The sequence below is a fragment of the Pseudomonas sp. PMCC200344 genome (genome assembly GCF_030053095.1).
Lineage (GTDB): Bacteria > Pseudomonadota > Gammaproteobacteria > Pseudomonadales > Pseudomonadaceae > Aquipseudomonas > Aquipseudomonas svalbardensis.
In genome coordinates this window covers 2541145-2560392 of record NZ_CP125618.1, presented here as the reverse complement: position 1 = coordinate 2560392, position 19248 = coordinate 2541145, and the positions used below count along the sequence as shown (strand labels likewise).

Here is a 19248-nt window from a genome sequence, read left to right as displayed (position 1 = left end):
AACCTCAATGTCCCACGGGGAAGGCAATCGGCGCCGAACGCGCCAACCCACCCCGGCACTTGAGCACGCGCAATTGCGCAGGTCTGGCATCGATGGCGATGCGCAGCGCCGCTGGCGAAGGGTTGATCGCCTCATTGATCGAGCGGTAGGCAAACGCCAGGGTGGAGCCGGTTTCCGCCGCCACCTGCAAGCGCCGCAACGCCCGGTCATCGGCCTTGTGCGGCCAGCACAGCACTGCGCCGCAACTGCCCGAACGCAGGCATTGTTCCGCTGCCCACAAGGCATCGCGCTCGCTGGCCTGGATGATCGACAACTGGCGCAGATCGACCCCGGCGTTCTGCCAGGCCTGGGGATAGGGCACGTAAGGCGGCGCCACCAGCACGATGCGCTCGCCCGCGGCGGACAACCGCGCCAGCACCGGCCACACCAGTTGCAATTCACCGACGCCCTGCCCGGCCAAAAGGATTTCGGTCAGCGCCGCTTCCGGCCAACCGCCCGTCGGTAACGCCGCATCCAGCGCGGCATGCCCGGTGGGTTGGGGGCTGACGGCCGGTGGCGCAGGCCGGCCCTTCCAGACCTGGCCGCCATTGAACAGCGTATCCAGCGCAACGACGGCGCCCATCACCCTTGCCTCACCAGACCGCAGAACACCCCTTCGATGGCCAGGTCCTGATTGGCTTCGACGATGATCGGCTTATAGGCCGGATTCCGTGGCAGCAATCGGACAACCTCGCCGACTCGCTCGAAACGTTTGATGGTGACTTCGCCGTCGAGTCGCGCGACGACGATCTGGCCGTTGACCGCCTCGGGATTGCGGTGCACGCCCACCAGATCGCCGTCGAGAATGCCGTCCTCGATCATCGAGTCGCCCTGGACCCGCAGCATGTAATCCGGCACCCGCGAGAAGATCGACGGGTCGAGCAGCAAGCGGCTGTGAACCTCGGCATCGGCACCGATCGGCGCACCCGCCGCCACCCGGCCGAGTACCGGAATGTCCAGCAACTCAGGCCGCGCCGGCTGCCCGAGCAAACGAATGCCCCGGGCCTGATGCGCATTGACCTCGATGAAACCGGCCTCGGTCAGCGCCAGCACATGCTTGCGCGCCACGCTACGGGAGGCGAAACCGAACGCCTCACTGATTTCAGCGAGGCTCGGGGACTGGCCATGCTCGGCGATTCGATCGCGGATAAAGGTCAGGATGGCGGTACGGCGGGGAGTTAAAGTCGTCATGGAGTACATTTGTACTCTTTTGGCTTTTTTCTGGCAAGGACCGCCAGTCAGCTGACTGGTCGACCACACAACCTGAGGTAAACACCGATTAAATGTGGGAGCGGGCTCGCGAATGCGGTTCAACATTCAACATTTACGTTGACTGACACACCGCCTATATCGCGAGCAAGCCCGCTCCCACATTTGATCTCCGTTGACTACAGGACAGGTGCACGAAACAGGTGAAATTACTACTTTAGTACTGGTTTCCCTGTCTATCGTCGCATTCCAATCGCACCGAGACTGGCATGTAATAGGTTCATAACTATAAGGATTGAACCCCATGCCGCGTGCCCGACGTCGTCTGCTGCGCCCTTCTCTCGCTGCGCTATCGCTGAGCCTGTTGCTGGGCGTCGCGCAGGCCGAAACACCGCTGTTCTCCGCCGACGGCTATCGCATCGGTCTGTACCGCAGCCCGACCCCGAATCAAATACAGGGCGCCGGCATCATCGATACCGCGGCCCTGCAAATCCTGCTGGCGCAAACACCGCGTCCGGTGCTGATCGACGTCTACCGCCGCCAGTGGTTGCAAGGACGTTTCATCGAGGACCAGCCCCACGAAAACCTCCCCGGCAGCCATTGGCTGGCCAATACCGGCGACGGTGACCTGACGCCCGACTGGCAGGACTATTTTGCGCGTAAGCTGGACACATTGACCGCAGGTGATCTCGCGCAACCGCTGGTCTTCTACTGCCGCTCCGATTGCTGGCTGAGCTGGAACGCCGTGAAGCGCGCCGCCGCCATGGGCTATAAGACGCTCTATTGGTATCGCGACGGCCTGGACGCCTGGCAGGCCGCCAACCTGCCCGTAACGCCCGCCCAGCCCGAGCCCTTCCCCTGACCTTACGCGTGCGAGTTGTTGCCACACCCTAATCAAAATAATGAGGTGAAAGGCTATGTACAAAATTCTGATTGCCGACGATCACCCGCTGTTTCGCGAAGCCATTCATAACGTCATCAGCGACGGTTTCCCCGGCAGCGAAGTGATGGAAACCGCCGACCTGGACAGCGCCCTGGTGCTGACGCAGGAACACGACGACCTGGACCTGATCCTGCTCGACCTGAACATGCCCGGCATGCACGGCCTCAATGGCCTGATCAACTTGCGCAACGAGGCGCCGACCATTCCGGTGGTGATCGTCTCGGCCGAACAGGACAAACAAGTCGTGCTGCAAGCCATCACTTACGGCGCGGTGGGTTTCATCACCAAATCCTCGCCACGGTTGCAGATGACCGAGGCCATCCAGCAGATTCTCAACGGCAATGTCTACTTGCCGCCGGACATCATCCGCACACAAAAATGCGGTACAAGGCGCATGAACGATGCCCCGAGCTTTCCACCTGAACTGCTCCAGGCCTTGACCCGCAAGCAGTTGCTGGTACTCGAACGCATGACCAAGGGCGAGTCGAACAAACAGATCGCCTACACCCTGGAAATCGCCGAAACCACGGTCAAGGCCCACGTCTCGGCCATCCTGCGCAAACTCAATGTGCACAACCGGGTGCAGGCGATTTTGAGTGCCGGTGATATTGATTTCGGATCGTATTTGCGGCGCTGAAACGCACCTTCTGCAGCTGGCTAAGCCTGCGTTCGGCTGCGCAGCAGTCGTGAATTCAGACCCCGCGGTTTGTCAGGAAGACCGCGCCGCCTGTATTTACGACTGCTGCGCAGCCGAACGCAGGCTTCGCCAGCTGCTACAGGTTCAGGATTGGCTCAGGTTATCGGGATTGACCGAGCAAGTGACTCATCGCGGTCTTGAGCTTCATCGGCCGCACCGGTTTGTGCATCAGGGTGTGGCCCAGTTCGCGGATCTGCTGTTTGAGTTCATTGCTGTAGTTGGCAGTGATCATCATCGCCGGAATGGCCGAGCCGCGACGGGCGTTGATCCGGGCCACGGCATCGACGCCGTTCTGATCGTCATTCAGGTGATAGTCGGCGATCAGCAAGTCTGCTTCTTCGTGATAGTTGTCCACTTGCCGCGCCAGGTCCTGCTCCGACAGTGCCGTGACCACCAGACACCCCCACCCTTCGAGCAACGTGCGCATGCCGGCGCAAATGGCCGCGTCGTTGTCCAGCACCCACACCCGCGCGCCACGCAGACGTTCAAGCATCGGTTCACTCATCAGCAGGCTCGGTAGCGCCTTGGGTGCCGTGGCGCTGAGCGGCACTTCGACCGAGAACATCGAGCCCTTGCCCGGCCACGAACGCACGTGAATGCGGTGACCAAGAATCCCGGCGATCTTTTCCACGATCGCCAGGCCCAGGCCCAAACCGCGATCCTGATCAGGACGCTGTACATCACCGCGTTTGAATTCCTGAAAAACTTCCTCGAGGCGGTTTTCGGCGATGCCCATGCCGCTGTCCCAGACCTCAATCGACAGACGCTGGTGATGACGCCGGCAACCGAGAACAACACGACCGCTGTAGGTGTAGCGAATGGCGTTGCTCAACAGATTTCGAAGAATCCGCGCCAGCAACTGAATGTCGCTGCGCACAAGAGCCGAACACGGGATGAAATGCAGCTCCAGGCCTTCACTGCGAGCCACCTGGGTGTACTCGGCCGCGAGGTTCTCCAACAATTCGCTCAAGGCGAACGGCGCAATGTCGGCCTTGATCACCCCGGCATCCAGTTTTGAAATGTCCACCAGCGTACCCAGCAGGTTCTCCACATCTTCCAGGGAGTTGCTGACATTTCGTACCAAAATCGCATTGGCCACCGGCTCCCGCCGTTCGAGCAACGCGCTGGTAAACAGCCGCGCGGCATTGAGCGGTTGCAGCAGGTCATGGCTGACGGCGGCAAGAAACTTGGTCTTGGACAGGTTGGCCTGCTCGGCCTCGAGTTTGGCTTCGCGCAGACGAGATTCCGCTCGCCGACGCTCGTCGATCTCGCGCAGCAATTGGTCGTTGAGCGTGGTCAGTTCCGCCGTGCGTTCGCGCACACGTAACTCAAGATTCTGATAAGCCTGGTGCAGCGCTTCAGCGGTGCGGCGGCGTTCGGTGATGTCGCGGATCAACACGAAAATCCCCACCACTTCCCCGGTGGCCAGGCGATTGGGTACGTAGGAGCGCAGCATGTAGCGTTCCTGGTTGTTGATGTTGGTTTCGGCGAACTCGAACGTCACGCTCTCACCGGCCAGGGCCCGGGCCACGTAGGCTTCCAGGCGTTGGTAATGCTGTTCGCTGTGGACTTCGCGCAGGCTCTGCCCAAGCATCACGCCCCGAGGCCAGCAGTACCATTCTTCATACACCTTGTTGGTGAACTCGTAGACCAGATCGGCATTCAGGTAGGCAATCAGCGCCGGCACATGGTCGGTGATCAGGCGAATCCAGCGCTCGCTTTCGCTCAGCGCTTCGGCGTGTTGGTAGCGTTCGGTGATGTCGGTGAAGGTGTTGACAAAACCGCCGGTGGGCAACGGATGGGTGCGGATTTCCAGCACCCGGCCATCGTAGAGACGCTGCTCGCGTTCCTGCACCGGCCGCCCGTTTGCATCGCGACTGGCCGGGGTCAGCAGGTTCAACTCGCTGTCGGCGATCACTTCGGCAAACGGACGATGGGCCGCCACCGGTGCCAGCCCGCTTAACTCAAGGAAACGCCGGTTCCATAGCTCCAGAATGCCCTCGGCGTTGACCATGGCCACGCCTTGGGACAGGTTGTCGACCGCTCGTTGCAACAAATGCGATTTCTGCGCCACCGCCTGCTCACGGCGCACGGTTTCGCTGAGTTTGACGTCGGTAATGTCGGTAAACAGGATCACCCGCCCACCTTCTTGGGTAGGTCGTTCGCTGACTTGCAACCAGCGACCGTCCTGCAGGCGATAGAGCAGGTTTTCGTCGGCATGCCCGCGCGGTTCTTCAGTGAACAGCCCAGTGGCGGACATCAGCCGCTTGACCTCGGCCAGGCGCATGCCGGCGTTGATCCGCACCCGGCTGTTGCCCCAGAACGCCTTGAAACGGCTATTGAACAAGACGATTCGCTGGTCCGCATCGAACAGCACAAACGCATCGGAAATGCTCTCGATCGCATCGATCAAATGCTGATGCGCGGTTTCCGCGCGCAGCCGTGCCTCGCTGAGCAGGTGATTGCCCGACTTGAGTTCAGCCATGGCCTGGTTCAAGGCGTCGGTGCGCTCACGCACCTGCTCGGCCAGCACCACCGAATGCTGGAACGCCGCGTAGGGATCATTGCCGCGGGTGATACCGGACTCGATCCGCTCGATCAGCGCACCATTGATGCGCTGCAGTTTGTGATTGTCGCGCTGCAGGCTGGCGATCTGCGCCTGAAGCTCAACGGTGTCCAGGGGACCGGCCCCGGGCAATGGCAACCCCGGTGAAGGTCTGGTTGATGTGCATGCCATTGAACTGTTCTCCGTAGGTGTTGAAACCCATCACCCGCTGGTCACGCAAAAACGTTCCGATCTGCTCCAGACTGCCGCCATCTTCGAGTTCCAGACGCCTGAGAAAGCAGTCGCAGCCGATGGTCAGCAACAGGTCGCCGAGGCGCTCCTGCAAGCCTTCGAACAGGGTTTGCAGATTCGGCAGCATTGGGCCGGGCGTCATGACGGTGAGGACGATGCCGTTTTCCACCGCGCAGTAGAAACTCAGGCTCAGGTCCGGGTGAACCTGCTGGATCGCCCGCACGTAATACTGATCGTTGATCCGCACGGCCAAGGGGTGCGCGGCGAAGATTCGATGATCGAGCTCCGCCACCGGCACACCGATGTGCCGGGCGTATTCCTCGGCGGCCGGCTCGGCATTCAGTTCAAAGACCCGGCGCGAGGCACTGTCGGCCCCGGTGACCACCAGTTTTTCCGCTCTCGGCAGGATGTGGTGAGTAGTGAACACCTCGAAATCCAGCCAGGTATTGACCAGCACCACCACCGCCGCGCCGCTGTGAAACGCGCCATTAAAATAGACGTGGGTGTGGGTCAGGTAATTGTCGTCGCCGGCCGAACCGCCGAAATGCGGGATGTCGCCCAGCGCCGCACTCAGGGCGGCAAGGACCATTTCTTCACGACTGGACAAGCCATCGAGCAGGGTCAGGGCAAAGCTGTTGCCCTTGATCGGCGCCAGGGTGTTGCTGCGACAGCCACCGACCAGTCGCTCGACCATTTGCTGGGCGTCGATCAGGCTGAAACGCTCCATCTCGGAGATCAGTTCGGCGTCGATGGAAAAATGCCGATGGTCGAAGCCCACCGCGGTCACGCAGTTGCGACCGTAGCCCAAGGGCGTGATTTCCCCGGCGCTGGTGCAACCCACCAGGCGAATGCCGCCGAAGCTTTGTTGCAAGGCATGGCCCAGCGCCTGCAAGTCGTACTCGGCGGAACAGAAGAACAGCACGAAGCCCAAGTGCGGGTGCAACAGTTGTCGCGCCAGCTCCTGGGCCACCTGTTGGGCATCGGTGGCCTGGGACATTGCACTGACCACACCTTCATCACTCTGGACCTGCTGCATCGTCGCCTCCCGCAGGTGCGCATGTATGAGGTTCGAGTGTACGAAGCCTGTGAGCTGCGACGTATGCTACTTGGGTAGCGGGTAGCCGCTTCGATGGGATGAGAACGGTGTCGACCCTCGCCGCGATGCGCGCAGCGAAGGTCGCCACCAATGGCTTACCAGGTCAGCACAGCCCCCACCGCAAAGGTGTCGGTGTCTTCGTTCTGGTCGCTGGTGTCGTGGCCGTTGATTGCGAACTGGTTGTACTCGGCCACCAGCTTGAGGTTGTCGTTGACGTCATGGAACAGCGCGACGCCGCGTGTTTCGTAGTCCGCGCCGCTGCCGACCACGCCGTTGCCGTCGTCGTTGGTCTTGCCGTAAGACAAAGCCAACCGGTTCTTGCCCAGTTTGTAGGAGCCCTGCAACAGGTAACCGTCGCTGTCGACGTTGCGCAGGGTCGGTTCGCCGGCGTTGTTGGTGAAGAACGGGTTGATGCCCTTGGCCTGGAAGCCGGAGCCGGTGAGGGACAAACCGCCCATTTTCGCCTGCACGCCATAGCCGACGCCTTTGGAGGTGACGGACTCGACGGTGGAATCGGTATTGTCCGACGTCTGGTAGCTGCCGTTGACCCAGCTGTAGATCTTCGCTCCGGCAACGTCGAACTGATAGGTGATCTCGCTCTCGGTGCGTGGGTTCTCCTGATAGGCCTTGCCCAATGGACTGCTGTCGTTGGTGTCCACCGGGTCCATGATCCCCACGGCCACCCGCAAGCCCTCCATCACCGGCGTGCGATAGGTAATCTGCGATGTCGGGAACGGGTACGGATAACCCGTGCCGATGTTGCCGAACGACACCCCGCCACCGTCCACCAGGCCCAGGGAATCGCTGACCTGGCCGTAACCGGCGAGCATTTCATCCAGCAGGATGTTGGAGCGGGCGAACAGGCCGAAGTCCTTGCCGATCAGCACTTCGCCCCACTCCGGGTTGGCCACGGTGCCGTAGAACTGCCGCACGTCGATGGCGGTGTCGGTGCCGTTGGTTTCACTGTCGTTGATGGTCACCCAGAAGGAGGACCGGGCGCCGAGCTTGAGGTCATCGACCTGCTTGCCCATGTTGAATCCCAGGTAGTTAGGCAGAAAACCCATTTTGACCCGCGCCTGTTTCCGGTCGAATTGGTCGCCGGCACGGTCCACATCGCTGTTCACATAGAAGGCGTTGATGTAGCCGTCGGTGGAAAACGTGGTCTGGTCCTTGTCGTACAGCACGATCTCGGCTTCGGCCATTGAGCTCAAACCGAGGGTCGACAGGCTGGCGATGAAGGCAGGCAAGAAACGATGCTTGATGTTCTTGTTGTTGTGCATGACGCGCTCCGCAGCGGGGACTGGATGTCGGAGGCGATTATCGAAAGCTGACCGGCGGCGTCATACGCTGCCTTGGAGGCGGTATTGAAGTGCTTTGGAGTGGCAGGTCATGCGCGGCAAGTTCGGTGTAAGACCGTCCGTCGACGAGGCCCGGAACTTAAGGTGTACGCCTGTGGAGCGGACTGGCATCCACAGGAACCGGTACTTGCTAGACGCCCGCTCTAAACAGCATGTAAGCGGCGACCACGACACAGATGCTGGCGAAGCCAATCTGCAATCCCCGGGCCGGTACTCGCGCGCAAAGTCTTCGGCCTATGATCATGCCGACGATGCTCGCGACGATAAACGCCACGCCCAAACCGTCGATTCGCACCCCGGCCTGAAACGCGCCGATCACGCCGATGGCGGAAATCAGGCTGATGACCATCAAGGAAGTGGCGACGATTCCGCGCATCTGCACATCGGTAAGCTGCTTGAACGCCGGGACGATCAGGAAGCCGCCGCCCACCCCGAGCAGCCCGGAGACCACACCGGTCACCGCGCCCAGTGCCGCGAGGGTTGCGGTGCATTTGGCGGTCCAGGAAAAGCGCCCGGTCTGCTGATCGAGCATGCAGTTCTTCTGGCCCCAGTTGGCGTGCCCGTGGTCGCTTGGACCCTCGTCCTGGCGCTCACGACGCAGCATCCGCCAGGCCACCATGACCATCAGCAGACTGAACAGGATCATCAGGATTTTTTCCGGCAACTGATGGGCGAAGTAGATGCCGACCGGCGAAAAGATCGCCCCCAGCAGGGCGATCAGCAACGCTGCGCGATAGCGCACCAGACCATGGCGCAACCCGTCAATGGCGCCGACAGCCGCCGCACTGCCCACCGCAAACAGTGCGACCGGTGCAGCCTGGGTCATGGTCAAACCCAGCCCCAGCACCAAGGCCGGCACCGCAAGAATGCCGCCACCGGCGCCGGTCAAACCAAGTACCAACCCCATCACCACGCCAAAGAAACTTGCCAGCAACATAAAACACTCGTGATCTGCAAAAAAAAGCCGGGAGCGCCCGGTATCGATGACTGACAGGATAGAGCCCGCACAGCTTTTTTCATTAATTGAATTGATGCGGGCTGGTCAGCGCAGGGAAAATGAAACTACCCTCGTGACTTGTCCAGAAAGAAACGGCCACCATGCCTGCCTTGATTGAAGCTTTTTTAGACCCTGCCTCGTCGACCTTCAGCTACGTGATTTACGAAGGTGCTGGCAGTCAATGCGCCATTGTCGACCCGGTGCTCGACTACGACCCCGCCGCCGGGCGAACCGCCAACACCCAGGCCGACAAGATCATCGCCTTCGTTCGCCAACAACAATTGCAAGTGCAATGGCTGCTGGAAACCCACGCCCATGCCGATCACCTGTCCGCCGCACCGTATCTGCGTCGGGAACTGGGCGGGAAGATTGCGATTGGTCAGTCGATCAGCAAGGTTCAGGGCGTGTTCAAGACCCTATTCAACCTTGAGCCGGAATTTCGCAGTGACGGTTCGCAGTTCGACCATCTGTTCGCGCCGGATGAATCGTTCAGGATCGGCAACCTAAAGGCCACGGCGCTGCATGTGCCCGGCCACACGCCGGCGGACATGGCCTATCTGATCGACAGCGATGTGATTTTGGTGGGCGATACACTGTTCATGCCGGACGTGGGCACTGCTCGTTGCGACTTCCCCGGCGGCAACGCCAACCAGATGTTCGCCTCGATTCGCAAACTGCTGGCCTTCCCTGCCGGCGTTCGACTGTATGTCTGCCACGATTACCCGCCTGAGGGTCGCGAACCGCAGTGCATGAGCACGGTGGGCGAGCAGCGCAAAAGCAACATTCACATTCATGACGGCATCGACGAAACCGCGTTCGTCGCCATGCGCACCCAGCGCGATGCGGGGTTGGGCATGCCGACGCTGTTGCTGCCGGCGATTCAGGTGAATGTGCGGGCGGGGAATTTGCCGCCGGCCGAGGGCAATGGCGTGACCTACCTGAAAATCCCGATCAACAAACTCTGAGTTTCCCCTCGTAGCAGCTGTCGAGCACCGCGAGGCTGCGTCCGCGGCTTACCTGAAGGAACTCGGTTGTAGGGTCTGCGACTGCTTCGCAGCCGAACGCTGCCTCGCGGTGCTCGACAGCTGCTACAGGGGATTTGCGTTTAGTTGTTGAGGGTCAGGCCGTTAGCCGGCAACGGCAGCGCGGTTTTATAGCGCACCTGTTTGAGCGCAAAGCTCGAACGGATGTTGGCGACGCCGGGGACTTTGGTGAGGAAGTCCATCATGAAGCGTTCCAGCGACTGAATGGTCGGCACCAACACCCGGATCAAATAGTCCGGGTCGCCGGCCATCAAATAGCACTCCATCACTTCCGGGCGATCCGAGATCGCCTCCTCGAAATGCTGCAACGCCTCCTCCACCTGTTTTTCCAGGCTGACGTGAATGAACACGTTCACATGCAGCCCCAGCAGCTCGGCATCCAGCAGGGTCACTTGCTCACGAATCAGGCCCAATTCTTCCATCGCCTTGACCCGGTTGAAGCACGGGGTTGGCGACAGGTTGACCGAGCGTGCGAGGTCGGCGTTGGTGATACGGGCGTTCTCCTGAAGGCTGTTCAAAATGCCGATATCGGTACGGTCCAGTTTGCGCATGAGACAAAACCACCTGTTTTTTATGTTTATGCAGATTTTTTATCCTCAAATGATCGCCAACGCAACGAAACAGAGATAAATATTCTTCTGTGCCGGGCCTATGATTGTTGTAGGACAAGATTTCTTTTATCGAAGAATGACGGTCAGCTCACTACAAGAAATTCACAAGATCGAGCGTAGAAGCCATGAACCAAGCGTACGAACCGCTGCAACTGCACGTACCCGAACCTTCGGGCCGTCCTGGCTGCAAAACCGACTTCTCCTACCTGCGTCTGACCGATGCTGGCACGGTGCGCAAACCCCCAATCGACGTTGAACCGGCCGACACCGCCGACCTGGCCAAGGGCCTGATCCGTGTGCTCGACGACCAGGGCAACGCCCTCGGTCCATGGGCTGAAGGCGTACCATCCGAGATCCTGCGCAAAGGCATGCGCGCCATGCTCAAGACGCGGATCTATGACAACCGTATGGTGGTCGCCCAGCGTCAGAAGAAGATGTCGTTCTACATGCAGAGCCTTGGCGAAGAAGCCATCGGCAGCGGCCAGGCCCTGGCGCTGAACGTCGATGACATGTGCTTCCCGACGTACCGCCAGCAAAGCATCCTGATGGCGCGCGAAGTGCCGCTGGTGGACCTGATCTGCCAACTGCTGTCCAACGAGCGTGATCCGCTCAAGGGACGTCAACTGCCGATCATGTATTCGGTCAAAGACTTCGGCTTCTTCACCATTTCCGGCAACCTCGCCACCCAATTCGTACAGGGTGTGGGCTGGGGCATGGCGTCGGCGATCAAGGGCGACACCAAAATCGCCTCGGCCTGGATCGGCGACGGCGCTACCGCTGAATCCGACTTCCACACCGCCCTCACCTTCGCCCACGTTTACCGTGCGCCGGTGATCCTCAACGTGGTCAACAACCAGTGGGCAATCTCGACCTTCCAGGCGATTGCCGGTGGTGAAGCCACGACCTTCGCCGGTCGTGGCGTCGGTTGCGGCATTGCCTCCCTGCGGGTCGACGGCAACGATTTCGTCGCGGTCTACGCCGCCTCTGCCTGGGCCGCCGAACGCGCCCGCCGCAACCTCGGCCCGACCATGATCGAATGGGTCACCTACCGCGCCGGTCCGCACTCCACGTCTGATGATCCGTCCAAATACCGTCCTGCCGACGACTGGAGCTACTTCCCGTTGGGCGACCCGATTGCGCGCCTGAAGCAGCACCTGATCAAGATCGGTCAGTGGTCCGAAGAGGAGCACGTCGCCGTCAGCGCCGAACTCGAAGCCGAAGTGATTGCCGCGCAGAAAGAAGCCGAGCAGTACGGCACCCTCGCCGGTGGCCAGATTCCGAGCGCCGCGACCATGTTCGAAGACGTCTATAAAGAGATGCCGGAGCACTTGAAGCGCCAGCGTCAAGAGTTGGGGATCTGACATGAACGATCACAACAACAAAATCGAGTTGGAAACCGCCATGACCACGACCACCATGACCATGATCCAGGCCCTGCGCTCGGCTATGGATGTGATGCTTGAGCGTGACGACAACGTCGTGGTGTTCGGCCAGGACGTCGGCTACTTCGGCGGCGTGTTCCGTTGCACCGAAGGCCTGCAGAACAAGTACGGCACCTCCCGGGTGTTCGACGCGCCGATCTCCGAAAGCGGCATCGTCGGCGTCGCCGTCGGTATGGGCGCTTATGGTCTGCGGCCGGTTGCCGAGATCCAGTTCGCCGATTACGTTTACCCGGCGTCGGACCAGATCATTTCCGAAGCCGCCCGCCTGCGTTATCGCTCGGCCGGCGAGTTCACCGCACCGATGACCCTGCGCATGCCTTGCGGCGGCGGCATCTACGGCGGCCAGACGCACAGCCAAAGTATTGAGGCGATGTTCACCCAGGTCTGCGGTTTGCGCACGGTGATGCCGTCCAACCCTTACGACGCCAAAGGCTTATTGATCGCCTCCATCGAAAACGATGACCCGGTGATCTTCCTCGAGCCAAAACGCCTGTACAACGGTCCGTTCGACGGTCACCACGAACGCCCGGTAACCCCGTGGTCGAAACACCCGGCCGCGCAAGTGCCGGACGGTTACTACACCGTGCCGCTGGACGTCGCCGCCATCACCCGCCCGGGCAAGGACGTGACCATCCTGACGTACGGCACCACGGTTTATGTGTCGCAAGTCGCGGCTGAAGAAACCGGCATCGACGCTGAAGTCATCGACCTGCGCAGCCTGTGGCCGCTGGACCTGGACACCATCGTCAAGTCGGTGAAAAAAACCGGCCGTTGCGTGATCGTTCACGAAGCGACCCGCACCTGCGGTTTCGGCGCCGAACTGGTCGCGCTGGTGCAAGAGCATTGCTTCCACTACCTGGAAGCGCCTATCGAGCGCGTCACCGGTTGGGACACCCCCTACCCGCACGCACAAGAGTGGGCGTATTTCCCTGGTCCGTCCCGGGTGGGCGCGGCTTTGCATCGGGTTATGGAGGTCTGAATGGGCACGCACGTTATTAAAATGCCGGACATTGGTGAAGGCATTGCAGAAGTTGAATTGTCGGTATGGCACGTCAAAGTCGGCGACATGGTCGTCGAAGATCAGGTGCTGGCCGATGTCATGACTGACAAGGCGATGGTCGACATCCCGTCGCCGGTGAACGGCAAGGTGATTGCGCTGGGCGGTGTGCCGGGCGAAGTCATGGCGGTTGGCAGCATCCTGATCAGCATTGAAGTCGAAGGCGCTGGCAACGTTAAAGAGTCGGCTCAGCCTGCACCTGTTAAAGAAGCGCCGGTTGCGGCGCCGAAAGTTGCAGCCGTTGTTGAAAGCAAACCGGTCGCCGCTGCAGCGCCGCGAGCGGCCGTATGCCAAGGCCCAATGGTCGCTCGCGAAGCTGATGAGCGTCCGCTGGCTTCCCCGGCCGTGCGTAAACATGCGCTGGACCTCGGCATCCAGTTGCGTCTGGTGCGTGGCACCGGCCCCGCCGGTCGGGTGCTGCACGAAGACCTCGACACCTATCTGACCCAGGGTCAACAGCCGCAATCCACCATTGCCGCCGCTTACGCCCAGCGTAACGACGAAGAACAAATCCCGGTCATCGGCATGCGCCGCAAGATCGCCCAGCGTATGCAGGACGCCACTCAGCGCGCCGCTCACTTCAGTTACGTCGAAGAAATCGACGTCACCGCCGTGGAAGAACTGCGCGCTCATCTGAACGAAAAACACAGCGCGACCCGCGGCAAGCTGACCTTGCTACCGTTCCTGGTCCGCGCATTGGTCGTTGCCCTGCGCGACTTCCCGCAGATCAACGCCCGTTACGACGACGAAGCCCAGGTCATCACCCGCCTCGGCGCGGTGCATGTCGGCGTCGCCACACAAGCCGACATCGGTTTGATGGTGCCAGTGGTCCGTCACGCCGAAACCCGCAGCCTGTGGGACAGCGCTCAGGAAATTTCTCGCCTCGCTACCGCTGCCCGTAATGGCAAGGCCAGCCGCGATGAGCTGTCCGGCTCGAGCATCACCCTGACCAGCCTCGGCGCCTTGGGCGGTATCGTCAGCACCCCGGTGCTGAACCTGCCGGAAGTGGCGATCGTCGGCGTCAACAAAATCGTCGAACGCCCGATGGTCGTCAAAGGCCAGATCGTGATTCGCAAGATGATGAACCTCTCCAGCTCCTTCGATCACCGCGTGGTCGATGGCATGGACGCGGCGCAATTCATCCAGGCCATCCGTGGCTTGCTCGAACAACCCGCCACCCTGTTTGTGGACTGATTATGAGTGGAGCAGGCATGCAAACTTTAAACACCACGCTGCTGATCATCGGCGGCGGCCCTGGCGGTTATGTGACGGCGATTCGTGCCGGTCAGTTGGGCATCTCGACCATTCTGGTGGAAGGCGAATCCCTGGGCGGCACTTGCCTGAACATCGGCTGCATTCCGTCGAAGGCGTTGATCCACGTCGCCGAACAATTTCACCAGACGCAGCACCACAGCCAGCACTCGGCGTTGGGCATCAGCGTGTCGGCGCCGACGCTCGATATCAGCAAGAGTGTCGAGTGGAAGGACGGCATCGTTGATCGCCTGACCACCGGCGTGTCGGCACTGCTGAAAAAGAACAAAGTCCAGGTCATTCAAGGCTGGGCCAAAGTCATTGACGGTAAAACTGTCGACGTCGGCGACACGCGCATTCAGTGCGAGCACCTGGTGCTGGCCACCGGCTCGAAAAGCGTGAACCTGCCGATGCTGCCGATTGGCGGCCCGATCATCTCCTCTACCGAAGCCCTGGCGCCGACGTCCGTGCCGAAACGGCTGATCGTGGTCGGTGGCGGTTACATCGGTCTGGAGCTGGGGATTGCCTATCGCAAGCTCGGTGCCGAGGTCAGCGTGGTCGAGGCTCAGGATCGTATCCTGCCGGCCTACGACGCTGAACTGACGCAGCCTGTGCATGACGAACTGAAAAAACTCGGCATAAAGCTTTACTTGAAGCACAGCGTCCAAGGCTTTGATTCTGTTAGCAAAACACTGCAAGTACTTGACCCGAATGGCGACACCCTGAACCTGGAAACCGACCAGGTACTGGTGGCCGTTGGCCGCAAACCGAACACTCAAGGCTGGAACCTCGAAGGTTTGAACCTGGACATGAACGGCTCGGCGATCAAGATCGACAACCGCTGCCAGACCAGCATGCGCAACGTGTATGCCATTGGCGACGTGAGCGGCGAACCGATGCTCGCGCACAGGGCCATGGCTCAGGGCGAGATGGTTGCCGAGCTGATCAGCGGTAAATCCCGTGAGTTCAACCCGACCGCCATCGCCGCCGTGTGCTTTACCGACCCGGAACTGGTGGTCGTTGGCAAGACACCGGACGACGTCAAGGCTGCTGGCCTGGACTGCATCGTTTCCAGCTTCCCGTTTGCGGCCAATGGTCGGGCGATGACGTTGGAATCGAAAAGCGGCTTTGTGCGGGTCGTGGCGCGGCGTGACAATCATGTGATTGTCGGCTGGCAGGCGGTCGGTGTGGGCGTGTCGGAATTGTCGACGGCGTTCGGTCAGAGCCTGGAAATGGGCGCCCGGCTGGAAGACATTGCCGGCACGGTCCACGCGCATCCGACCTTGGGCGAGGCTGTGCAGGAAGCGGCGTTGCGAGCCCTTGGCCACGCGCTGCATCTGTAAAGACGCACACAAAACCCTGTAGCAGCTGTCGAGCAACGCGAGGCAGCGTCCGGCGGCGAAGCCGTCGTATTTCGGCTGACTCGGTCCGCCTGAAAGCACTCGGTGGCAGGTTTTGCGACGACTTCGTCGCCGAACGCTGCCTCGCGTTGCTCGACAGCTGCTACGTCGGGGTGCATCGATGGTCGTAGAGATCGAATTCCAGGCTGCGAAATGGGCCAGGAATGAAGTATTGTTGTCCCCATCCAGAAAAACGTCAGAAGCCTTGAACCGTTTCGGCGGTTGTTAAGTGATAGAGGGTGTCATGGGTAACGAAAGCATCAATTGGGACAAGTTGGGTTTTGACTACATCAAGACAGACAAGCGCTATCTGTCGCACTGGCGTAATGGCGAGTGGGACAAAGGCACCCTGACCGAAGACAATGTGCTGCACATCAGCGAAGGTTCCACAGCCCTTCACTATGGCCAGCAATGCTTCGAGGGCTTGAAGGCCTATCGTTGCAAGGACGGTTCGATCAACCTGTTCCGCCCGGACCAGAACGCCGCACGCATGCAACGCAGCTGCGCGCGCCTGCTGATGCCGTTCGTGGAAACCGAGCAGTTCATCGAAGCCTGTAAAGAAGTAGTCCGCGCCAACGAGCGTTTCATCCCGCCTTACGGCACCGGCGGCGCGCTGTACCTGCGTCCGTTCGTGATCGGCGTGGGTGACAACATCGGTGTGCGTACCGCCCCCGAGTTCATCTTCTCGATCTTCGCCATTCCGGTTGGTGCCTACTTCAAGGGCGGCCTGACCCCGCACAACTTCCTGATTTCCAGCTACGACCGCGCCGCCCCACAAGGCACCGGTGCGGCCAAAGTCGGTGGCAACTACGCGGCCAGCCTGATGCCAGGTTCCCAGGCCAAGAAAGCCCACTTCGCCGACTGCATCTACCTGGACCCGATGACCCACACGAAAATCGAAGAAGTCGGCTCGGCCAACTTCTTCGGGATCACCCACGACAACAAGTTCGTGACCCCGAACTCGCCGTCGGTCCTGCCGGGTATCACCCGTCTGTCGTTGATCGAGCTGGCAAAATCGCGTCTGGGTCTTGAAGTGGTCGAAGGCGACGTGTTCATCGACAAGCTGTCCGACTTCAAGGAAGCCGGCGCTTGCGGTACTGCTGCGGTGATCACCCCAATCGGCGGCATCAGCTATAACGACAAACTGCACGTGTTCCACAGCGAAACCGAAGTCGGCCCGGTCACCCAGAAGCTCTACAAAGAGCTGACGGGCGTACAGACTGGCGACATCGAGGCGCCAGCGGGTTGGATCGTCAAGGTTTGATTTGACGCAACTGTCCGTTTGAACACAAAAGCCCGGCCATCACGTTGAAGGCCGGGCTTTTTTTCGTCCGCGTATCGCGGAAAACGTCATTAGACTAGCCACGTTCAATAGCCATTAACAGGTGCCACCTCAACCATGAGCAAACTCTGGCGAAAGTATCTGACTTTGCTGGACACCGACTTCACCACGCAAGTGTTCGACAACATCAAGAACCTGCTGGTGTGTGCCCTGCTGTTCGCGGCGGGCACCAACGCGCTGCACAGCGATCAGTACTTGTTTATGGGGTTTCTCACCTCAAGCCTCGCCGGCTGGGGATTGATCCTGCTGTCAGCGGTGCTGATGCTGCTTAATGTCAGCGACGGCCTGCGTCGACTGTCCAGGTTGCCGTATCACACGGCGTTTCAGATCATTCTTTTTCTAATCTACCTGGTGCTGGCGGTGCGGGTGGTGGAGATTGTCTGGAATTTCAGGGCGTAGCAGTTACAGCACGAGGTGTTTGCCAATGCAGCACATCCTCAGCAATGCGGGCAAACAACCACTCCACAAACACCCGTGTCTGCACCGTCACGTCCGGCGCAACACCGTAGTAATAACGCGGCAACGGCATGCGCAACTCGGGCAACGGGCAAATCAGCCGTCCGCTCGAGAGATGGGTGCCCAGCAAAGAGGTCGGACACAGGGCAATGCCCTGTCCATCCACGGCGGCTTCAAGCACCAGGTGCATGCGGTCAAACTGCCGGGTGACCTGAGTGGCTGACTGGGTTTGACCAAAATGCAGGGCCCGGTTGTGCCAATCTTCGCGACGCGCCTAGGCGGTCAGTAACGTGTGCCGGCTCAGGGACGCGAGGTCTTGAAGCGCCAGGCGTTCGATAAGCGAGGGTGCCGCGACCAGCAACAGTTCGTCTTCGAAGAGGGATCGCGCCTCAATTGCCGGTGCCCAGTCGTCACGACCACGGCGAATGACGATGTCGAACGCGTCGTGCGTATGATCGGGAGCCTGGGTTTGGGTGATCACCTGCGGCTTGATGTCCGGGTGCTGCGCAATGAAATCCACCAGCCGGGGCGTTAGCCAAAGCATGACACCTCGGCGCACTTCTCCACCCAGTTTTTCAAGCTGGTCGCGTCCTACGGCGTACTGGTAATTCTGGTACATGGCAGCTACGCCTTGCTCGCCAATGCCGCCAAAGGCTGGTTGTCCAGCCCAAAGGGTTCCTGGCTGGCGGCGAAAGTCTCGGCCAGTCGCTAAGGTGCAGAGCTGGCGTTCGCGCGACGCCGGGGCTCGGTGAACTCGGATTGTGCTGTCGATACCTGAACCGGCAGTTCAACGGCAAACCGGCTGCTGAGTTCCTTTCGCCCCGTCGCCGTCAACGCCAGCGCACGGCTGTCCAGGTCCTGAGTCACCCATTTGCGCTTGATCGCCGTTTGCAACAACGCCGTCCCCAACGAACCACCCAGATGCGGCCGGCGCATGCTCCAGTCCAGGCATGGGCAGGCGAAGCGGCGGCGCAGCGTACTCAGGTACTTGACCTCGATACCCAACCCTTCAAACAACACCTCACCGCTGTCGCTGAGCTGATAGTCCTGTTCATCGGTTTCCAGCAGCCACCCCGCTTCGATCATCCGGTCATGCAGCAGCACCGCCAACGTGCCGGCCATGTGGTCGTAGCAAGTGCGGGCAAATTGCAGGCGATCCGGGGTGCGCGGATTGAAGGTTGGCGCGGCGTTCTGGCCGATCACCATCAACGCTTCCAGCGCTTGGGCGACGCGCTTGTCCGTCAGGCTGTAATAGCGATGTCGGCCCTGCACGTGCAGCCGCACCAGCGCCAATTCCTTGAGTTTGGCCAGGTGCGCGCTGGCGGTGGAGGCGCTGACCTCGGCAATCGCTGCCAGCTCGGTGCTGGTGCGGGCGTGGCCGTCCATCAGCGAACAGAGGATTTTCGTCCGGGCCGGTTCCGCGATGGCCGCGGCCACCTGAGAGACGCCGATGTCGTGCTGTTCTACGTTCATATTTCGCTCCCGGACGAATCAAGGCCTTTTCGGACTG

Annotated in this window: 17 protein-coding genes and 2 pseudogenes; 10 read left to right on the top strand and 9 right to left on the bottom strand. The window is 60.6% G+C overall.

Translation table 11 applies throughout. The annotated features are described in order from the left end of the window. Window positions 1-4: 4 nt before the first annotated feature. Both imuA and lexA read right to left on the bottom strand, forming a co-directional pair. Window positions 5-622: a translesion DNA synthesis-associated protein ImuA gene (gene imuA, locus QFW87_RS11665; RefSeq protein ID WP_283180507.1), complete on the bottom strand. Its 618-nt coding sequence runs from the start codon at window positions 620-622 to the stop codon at window positions 5-7. After that, on the bottom strand, window positions 622-1239 hold the full coding sequence (gene lexA / locus QFW87_RS11660; protein ID WP_282480381.1) for a transcriptional repressor LexA: 618 nt from the start codon (window positions 1237-1239) through the stop codon (window positions 622-624). The genes imuA and lexA overlap by 1 nt, the downstream gene beginning before the upstream one ends. A gap of 313 nt (window positions 1240-1552) precedes the next feature. On the opposite strand from lexA, the gene QFW87_RS11655 reads away from it, so the two are divergent. Together QFW87_RS11655 and QFW87_RS11650 are read left to right on the top strand one after the other, a co-directional pair. Further along, window positions 1553-2110, top strand: a complete 558-nt coding sequence (locus QFW87_RS11655) for a PQQ-dependent catabolism-associated CXXCW motif protein (protein ID WP_283180509.1) — start codon at window positions 1553-1555, stop codon at window positions 2108-2110. A gap of 55 nt (window positions 2111-2165) precedes the next feature. Beyond that, window positions 2166-2828 (top strand): response regulator transcription factor, encoded by a 663-nt coding sequence (locus tag QFW87_RS11650; RefSeq protein WP_283180510.1) that lies wholly within the window; start codon window positions 2166-2168, stop codon window positions 2826-2828. 160 nt (window positions 2829-2988) lie between these two features. On the opposite strand, the gene nahK is transcribed toward QFW87_RS11650, so the two are convergent. From nahK to QFW87_RS11630, 4 genes are all read right to left on the bottom strand, one after another. Then, complete coding sequence (gene nahK / locus QFW87_RS11645; protein ID WP_283190907.1) at window positions 2989-5586, bottom strand: hybrid sensor histidine kinase/response regulator NahK/ErcS'; 2598 nt, start codon at window positions 5584-5586, stop codon at window positions 2989-2991. Beyond that, window positions 5555-6721 carry a nitric oxide-sensing protein NosP gene (gene nosP, locus QFW87_RS11640; protein WP_283190557.1) on the bottom strand — a complete coding sequence of 389 codons (1167 nt, stop codon included), beginning with the start codon at window positions 6719-6721 and terminating at the stop codon, window positions 5555-5557. The genes nahK and nosP overlap by 32 nt, the downstream gene beginning before the upstream one ends. Before the next feature lie 155 nt (window positions 6722-6876). Further along, complete coding sequence (locus QFW87_RS11635; RefSeq protein ID WP_283180512.1) at window positions 6877-8061, bottom strand: porin; 1185 nt, start codon at window positions 8059-8061, stop codon at window positions 6877-6879. 208 nt (window positions 8062-8269) lie between these two features. Beyond that, entirely contained in the window at window positions 8270-9076 is an 807-nt protein-coding gene (locus tag QFW87_RS11630) for a sulfite exporter TauE/SafE family protein (RefSeq protein ID WP_283180513.1), read from the bottom strand. A 161-nt stretch (window positions 9077-9237) separates the two neighbouring features. Here QFW87_RS11630 and QFW87_RS11625 point away from each other — a divergent pair, with 161 nt between their 5' ends. Next, on the top strand, window positions 9238-10101 hold the full coding sequence (locus tag QFW87_RS11625; RefSeq protein WP_283180514.1) for an MBL fold metallo-hydrolase: 864 nt from the start codon (window positions 9238-9240) through the stop codon (window positions 10099-10101). 140 nt (window positions 10102-10241) lie between these two features. Here QFW87_RS11625 and bkdR read toward each other — a convergent pair whose 3' ends face one another. Further along, a complete protein-coding gene (bkdR, locus tag QFW87_RS11620) occupies window positions 10242-10730 on the bottom strand; it encodes a Bkd operon transcriptional regulator BkdR (RefSeq protein WP_033054503.1) in 489 nt (162 codons plus the stop codon). 185 nt (window positions 10731-10915) lie between these two features. Here bkdR and QFW87_RS11615 point away from each other — a divergent pair, with 185 nt between their 5' ends. The 6 genes from QFW87_RS11615 to QFW87_RS11590 all read left to right on the top strand — a co-directional run bounded on the left by QFW87_RS11615 (window position 10916) and on the right by QFW87_RS11590 (window position 17681). Further along, entirely contained in the window at window positions 10916-12151 is a 1236-nt protein-coding gene (locus QFW87_RS11615; RefSeq protein ID WP_283190556.1) for a 3-methyl-2-oxobutanoate dehydrogenase (2-methylpropanoyl-transferring) subunit alpha, read from the top strand. Between the two features lies 1 nt (window position 12152). Then, complete coding sequence (locus tag QFW87_RS11610; protein ID WP_033054499.1) at window positions 12153-13211, top strand: alpha-ketoacid dehydrogenase subunit beta; 1059 nt, start codon at window positions 12153-12155, stop codon at window positions 13209-13211. After that, entirely contained in the window at window positions 13212-14483 is a 1272-nt protein-coding gene (locus QFW87_RS11605; protein WP_283190555.1) for a dihydrolipoamide acetyltransferase family protein, read from the top strand. A 17-nt stretch (window positions 14484-14500) separates the two neighbouring features. Continuing rightward, a complete protein-coding gene (gene lpdA / locus QFW87_RS11600) occupies window positions 14501-15883 on the top strand; it encodes a dihydrolipoyl dehydrogenase (RefSeq protein WP_283190554.1) in 1383 nt (460 codons plus the stop codon). 301 nt (window positions 15884-16184) lie between these two features. Beyond that, on the top strand, window positions 16185-17204 hold the full coding sequence (locus QFW87_RS11595; protein WP_283180518.1) for a branched-chain amino acid aminotransferase: 1020 nt from the start codon (window positions 16185-16187) through the stop codon (window positions 17202-17204). Window positions 17205-17339: 135 nt separating this feature from the next. Then, complete coding sequence (locus tag QFW87_RS11590) at window positions 17340-17681, top strand: hypothetical protein (protein WP_283180519.1); 342 nt, start codon at window positions 17340-17342, stop codon at window positions 17679-17681. Here QFW87_RS11590 and QFW87_RS11585 read toward each other — a convergent pair. Continuing rightward, a pseudogene (locus QFW87_RS11585) lies at window positions 17671-18282 on the bottom strand (LysR substrate-binding domain-containing protein); the annotation flags it as partial. The gene QFW87_RS11590 and the pseudogene QFW87_RS11585 overlap by 11 nt on opposite strands. Here QFW87_RS11585 and QFW87_RS29840 point away from each other — a divergent pair. Further along, window positions 18283-18450, top strand: a pseudogene (locus tag QFW87_RS29840) (LysE family translocator); the annotation flags it as partial. On the opposite strand, the gene QFW87_RS11580 reads toward QFW87_RS29840, so the two are convergent. Next, window positions 18447-19211 carry a winged helix-turn-helix domain-containing protein gene (locus QFW87_RS11580; protein ID WP_283190553.1) on the bottom strand — a complete coding sequence of 255 codons (765 nt, stop codon included), beginning with the start codon at window positions 19209-19211 and terminating at the stop codon, window positions 18447-18449. The pseudogene QFW87_RS29840 and the gene QFW87_RS11580 sit on opposite strands and share 4 nt — an antisense overlap. Window positions 19212-19248: the final 37 nt, after the last annotated feature.

What these genes read in the sequence shown, in the direction of transcription:
- imuA (WP_283180507.1), bottom strand. Translation starts at nt 622, where the DNA reads ATGGGCGCCGTCGTTGCGCTGGATACGCTGTTCAATGGCGGCCAGGTC.
- lexA (WP_282480381.1), bottom strand. Translation starts at nt 1,239, where the DNA reads ATGTACTCCATGACGACTTTAACTCCCCGCCGTACCGCCATCCTGACC.
- QFW87_RS11655 (WP_283180509.1), top strand. Translation starts at nt 1,553, where the DNA reads ATGCCGCGTGCCCGACGTCGTCTGCTGCGCCCTTCTCTCGCTGCGCTA.
- QFW87_RS11650 (WP_283180510.1), top strand. Translation starts at nt 2,166, where the DNA reads ATGTACAAAATTCTGATTGCCGACGATCACCCGCTGTTTCGCGAAGCC.
- nosP (WP_283190557.1), bottom strand. Translation starts at nt 6,721, where the DNA reads ATGCAGCAGGTCCAGAGTGATGAAGGTGTGGTCAGTGCAATGTCCCAG.
- QFW87_RS11635 (WP_283180512.1), bottom strand. Translation starts at nt 8,061, where the DNA reads ATGCACAACAACAAGAACATCAAGCATCGTTTCTTGCCTGCCTTCATC.
- QFW87_RS11630 (WP_283180513.1), bottom strand. Translation starts at nt 9,076, where the DNA reads ATGTTGCTGGCAAGTTTCTTTGGCGTGGTGATGGGGTTGGTACTTGGT.
- QFW87_RS11625 (WP_283180514.1), top strand. Translation starts at nt 9,238, where the DNA reads ATGCCTGCCTTGATTGAAGCTTTTTTAGACCCTGCCTCGTCGACCTTC.
- bkdR (WP_033054503.1), bottom strand. Translation starts at nt 10,730, where the DNA reads ATGCGCAAACTGGACCGTACCGATATCGGCATTTTGAACAGCCTTCAG.
- QFW87_RS11615 (WP_283190556.1), top strand. Translation starts at nt 10,916, where the DNA reads ATGAACCAAGCGTACGAACCGCTGCAACTGCACGTACCCGAACCTTCG.
- QFW87_RS11610 (WP_033054499.1), top strand. Translation starts at nt 12,153, where the DNA reads ATGAACGATCACAACAACAAAATCGAGTTGGAAACCGCCATGACCACG.
- QFW87_RS11605 (WP_283190555.1), top strand. Translation starts at nt 13,212, where the DNA reads ATGGGCACGCACGTTATTAAAATGCCGGACATTGGTGAAGGCATTGCA.
- lpdA (WP_283190554.1), top strand. Translation starts at nt 14,501, where the DNA reads ATGCAAACTTTAAACACCACGCTGCTGATCATCGGCGGCGGCCCTGGC.
- QFW87_RS11595 (WP_283180518.1), top strand. Translation starts at nt 16,185, where the DNA reads ATGGGTAACGAAAGCATCAATTGGGACAAGTTGGGTTTTGACTACATC.
- QFW87_RS11590 (WP_283180519.1), top strand. Translation starts at nt 17,340, where the DNA reads ATGAGCAAACTCTGGCGAAAGTATCTGACTTTGCTGGACACCGACTTC.
- QFW87_RS11580 (WP_283190553.1), bottom strand. Translation starts at nt 19,211, where the DNA reads ATGAACGTAGAACAGCACGACATCGGCGTCTCTCAGGTGGCCGCGGCC.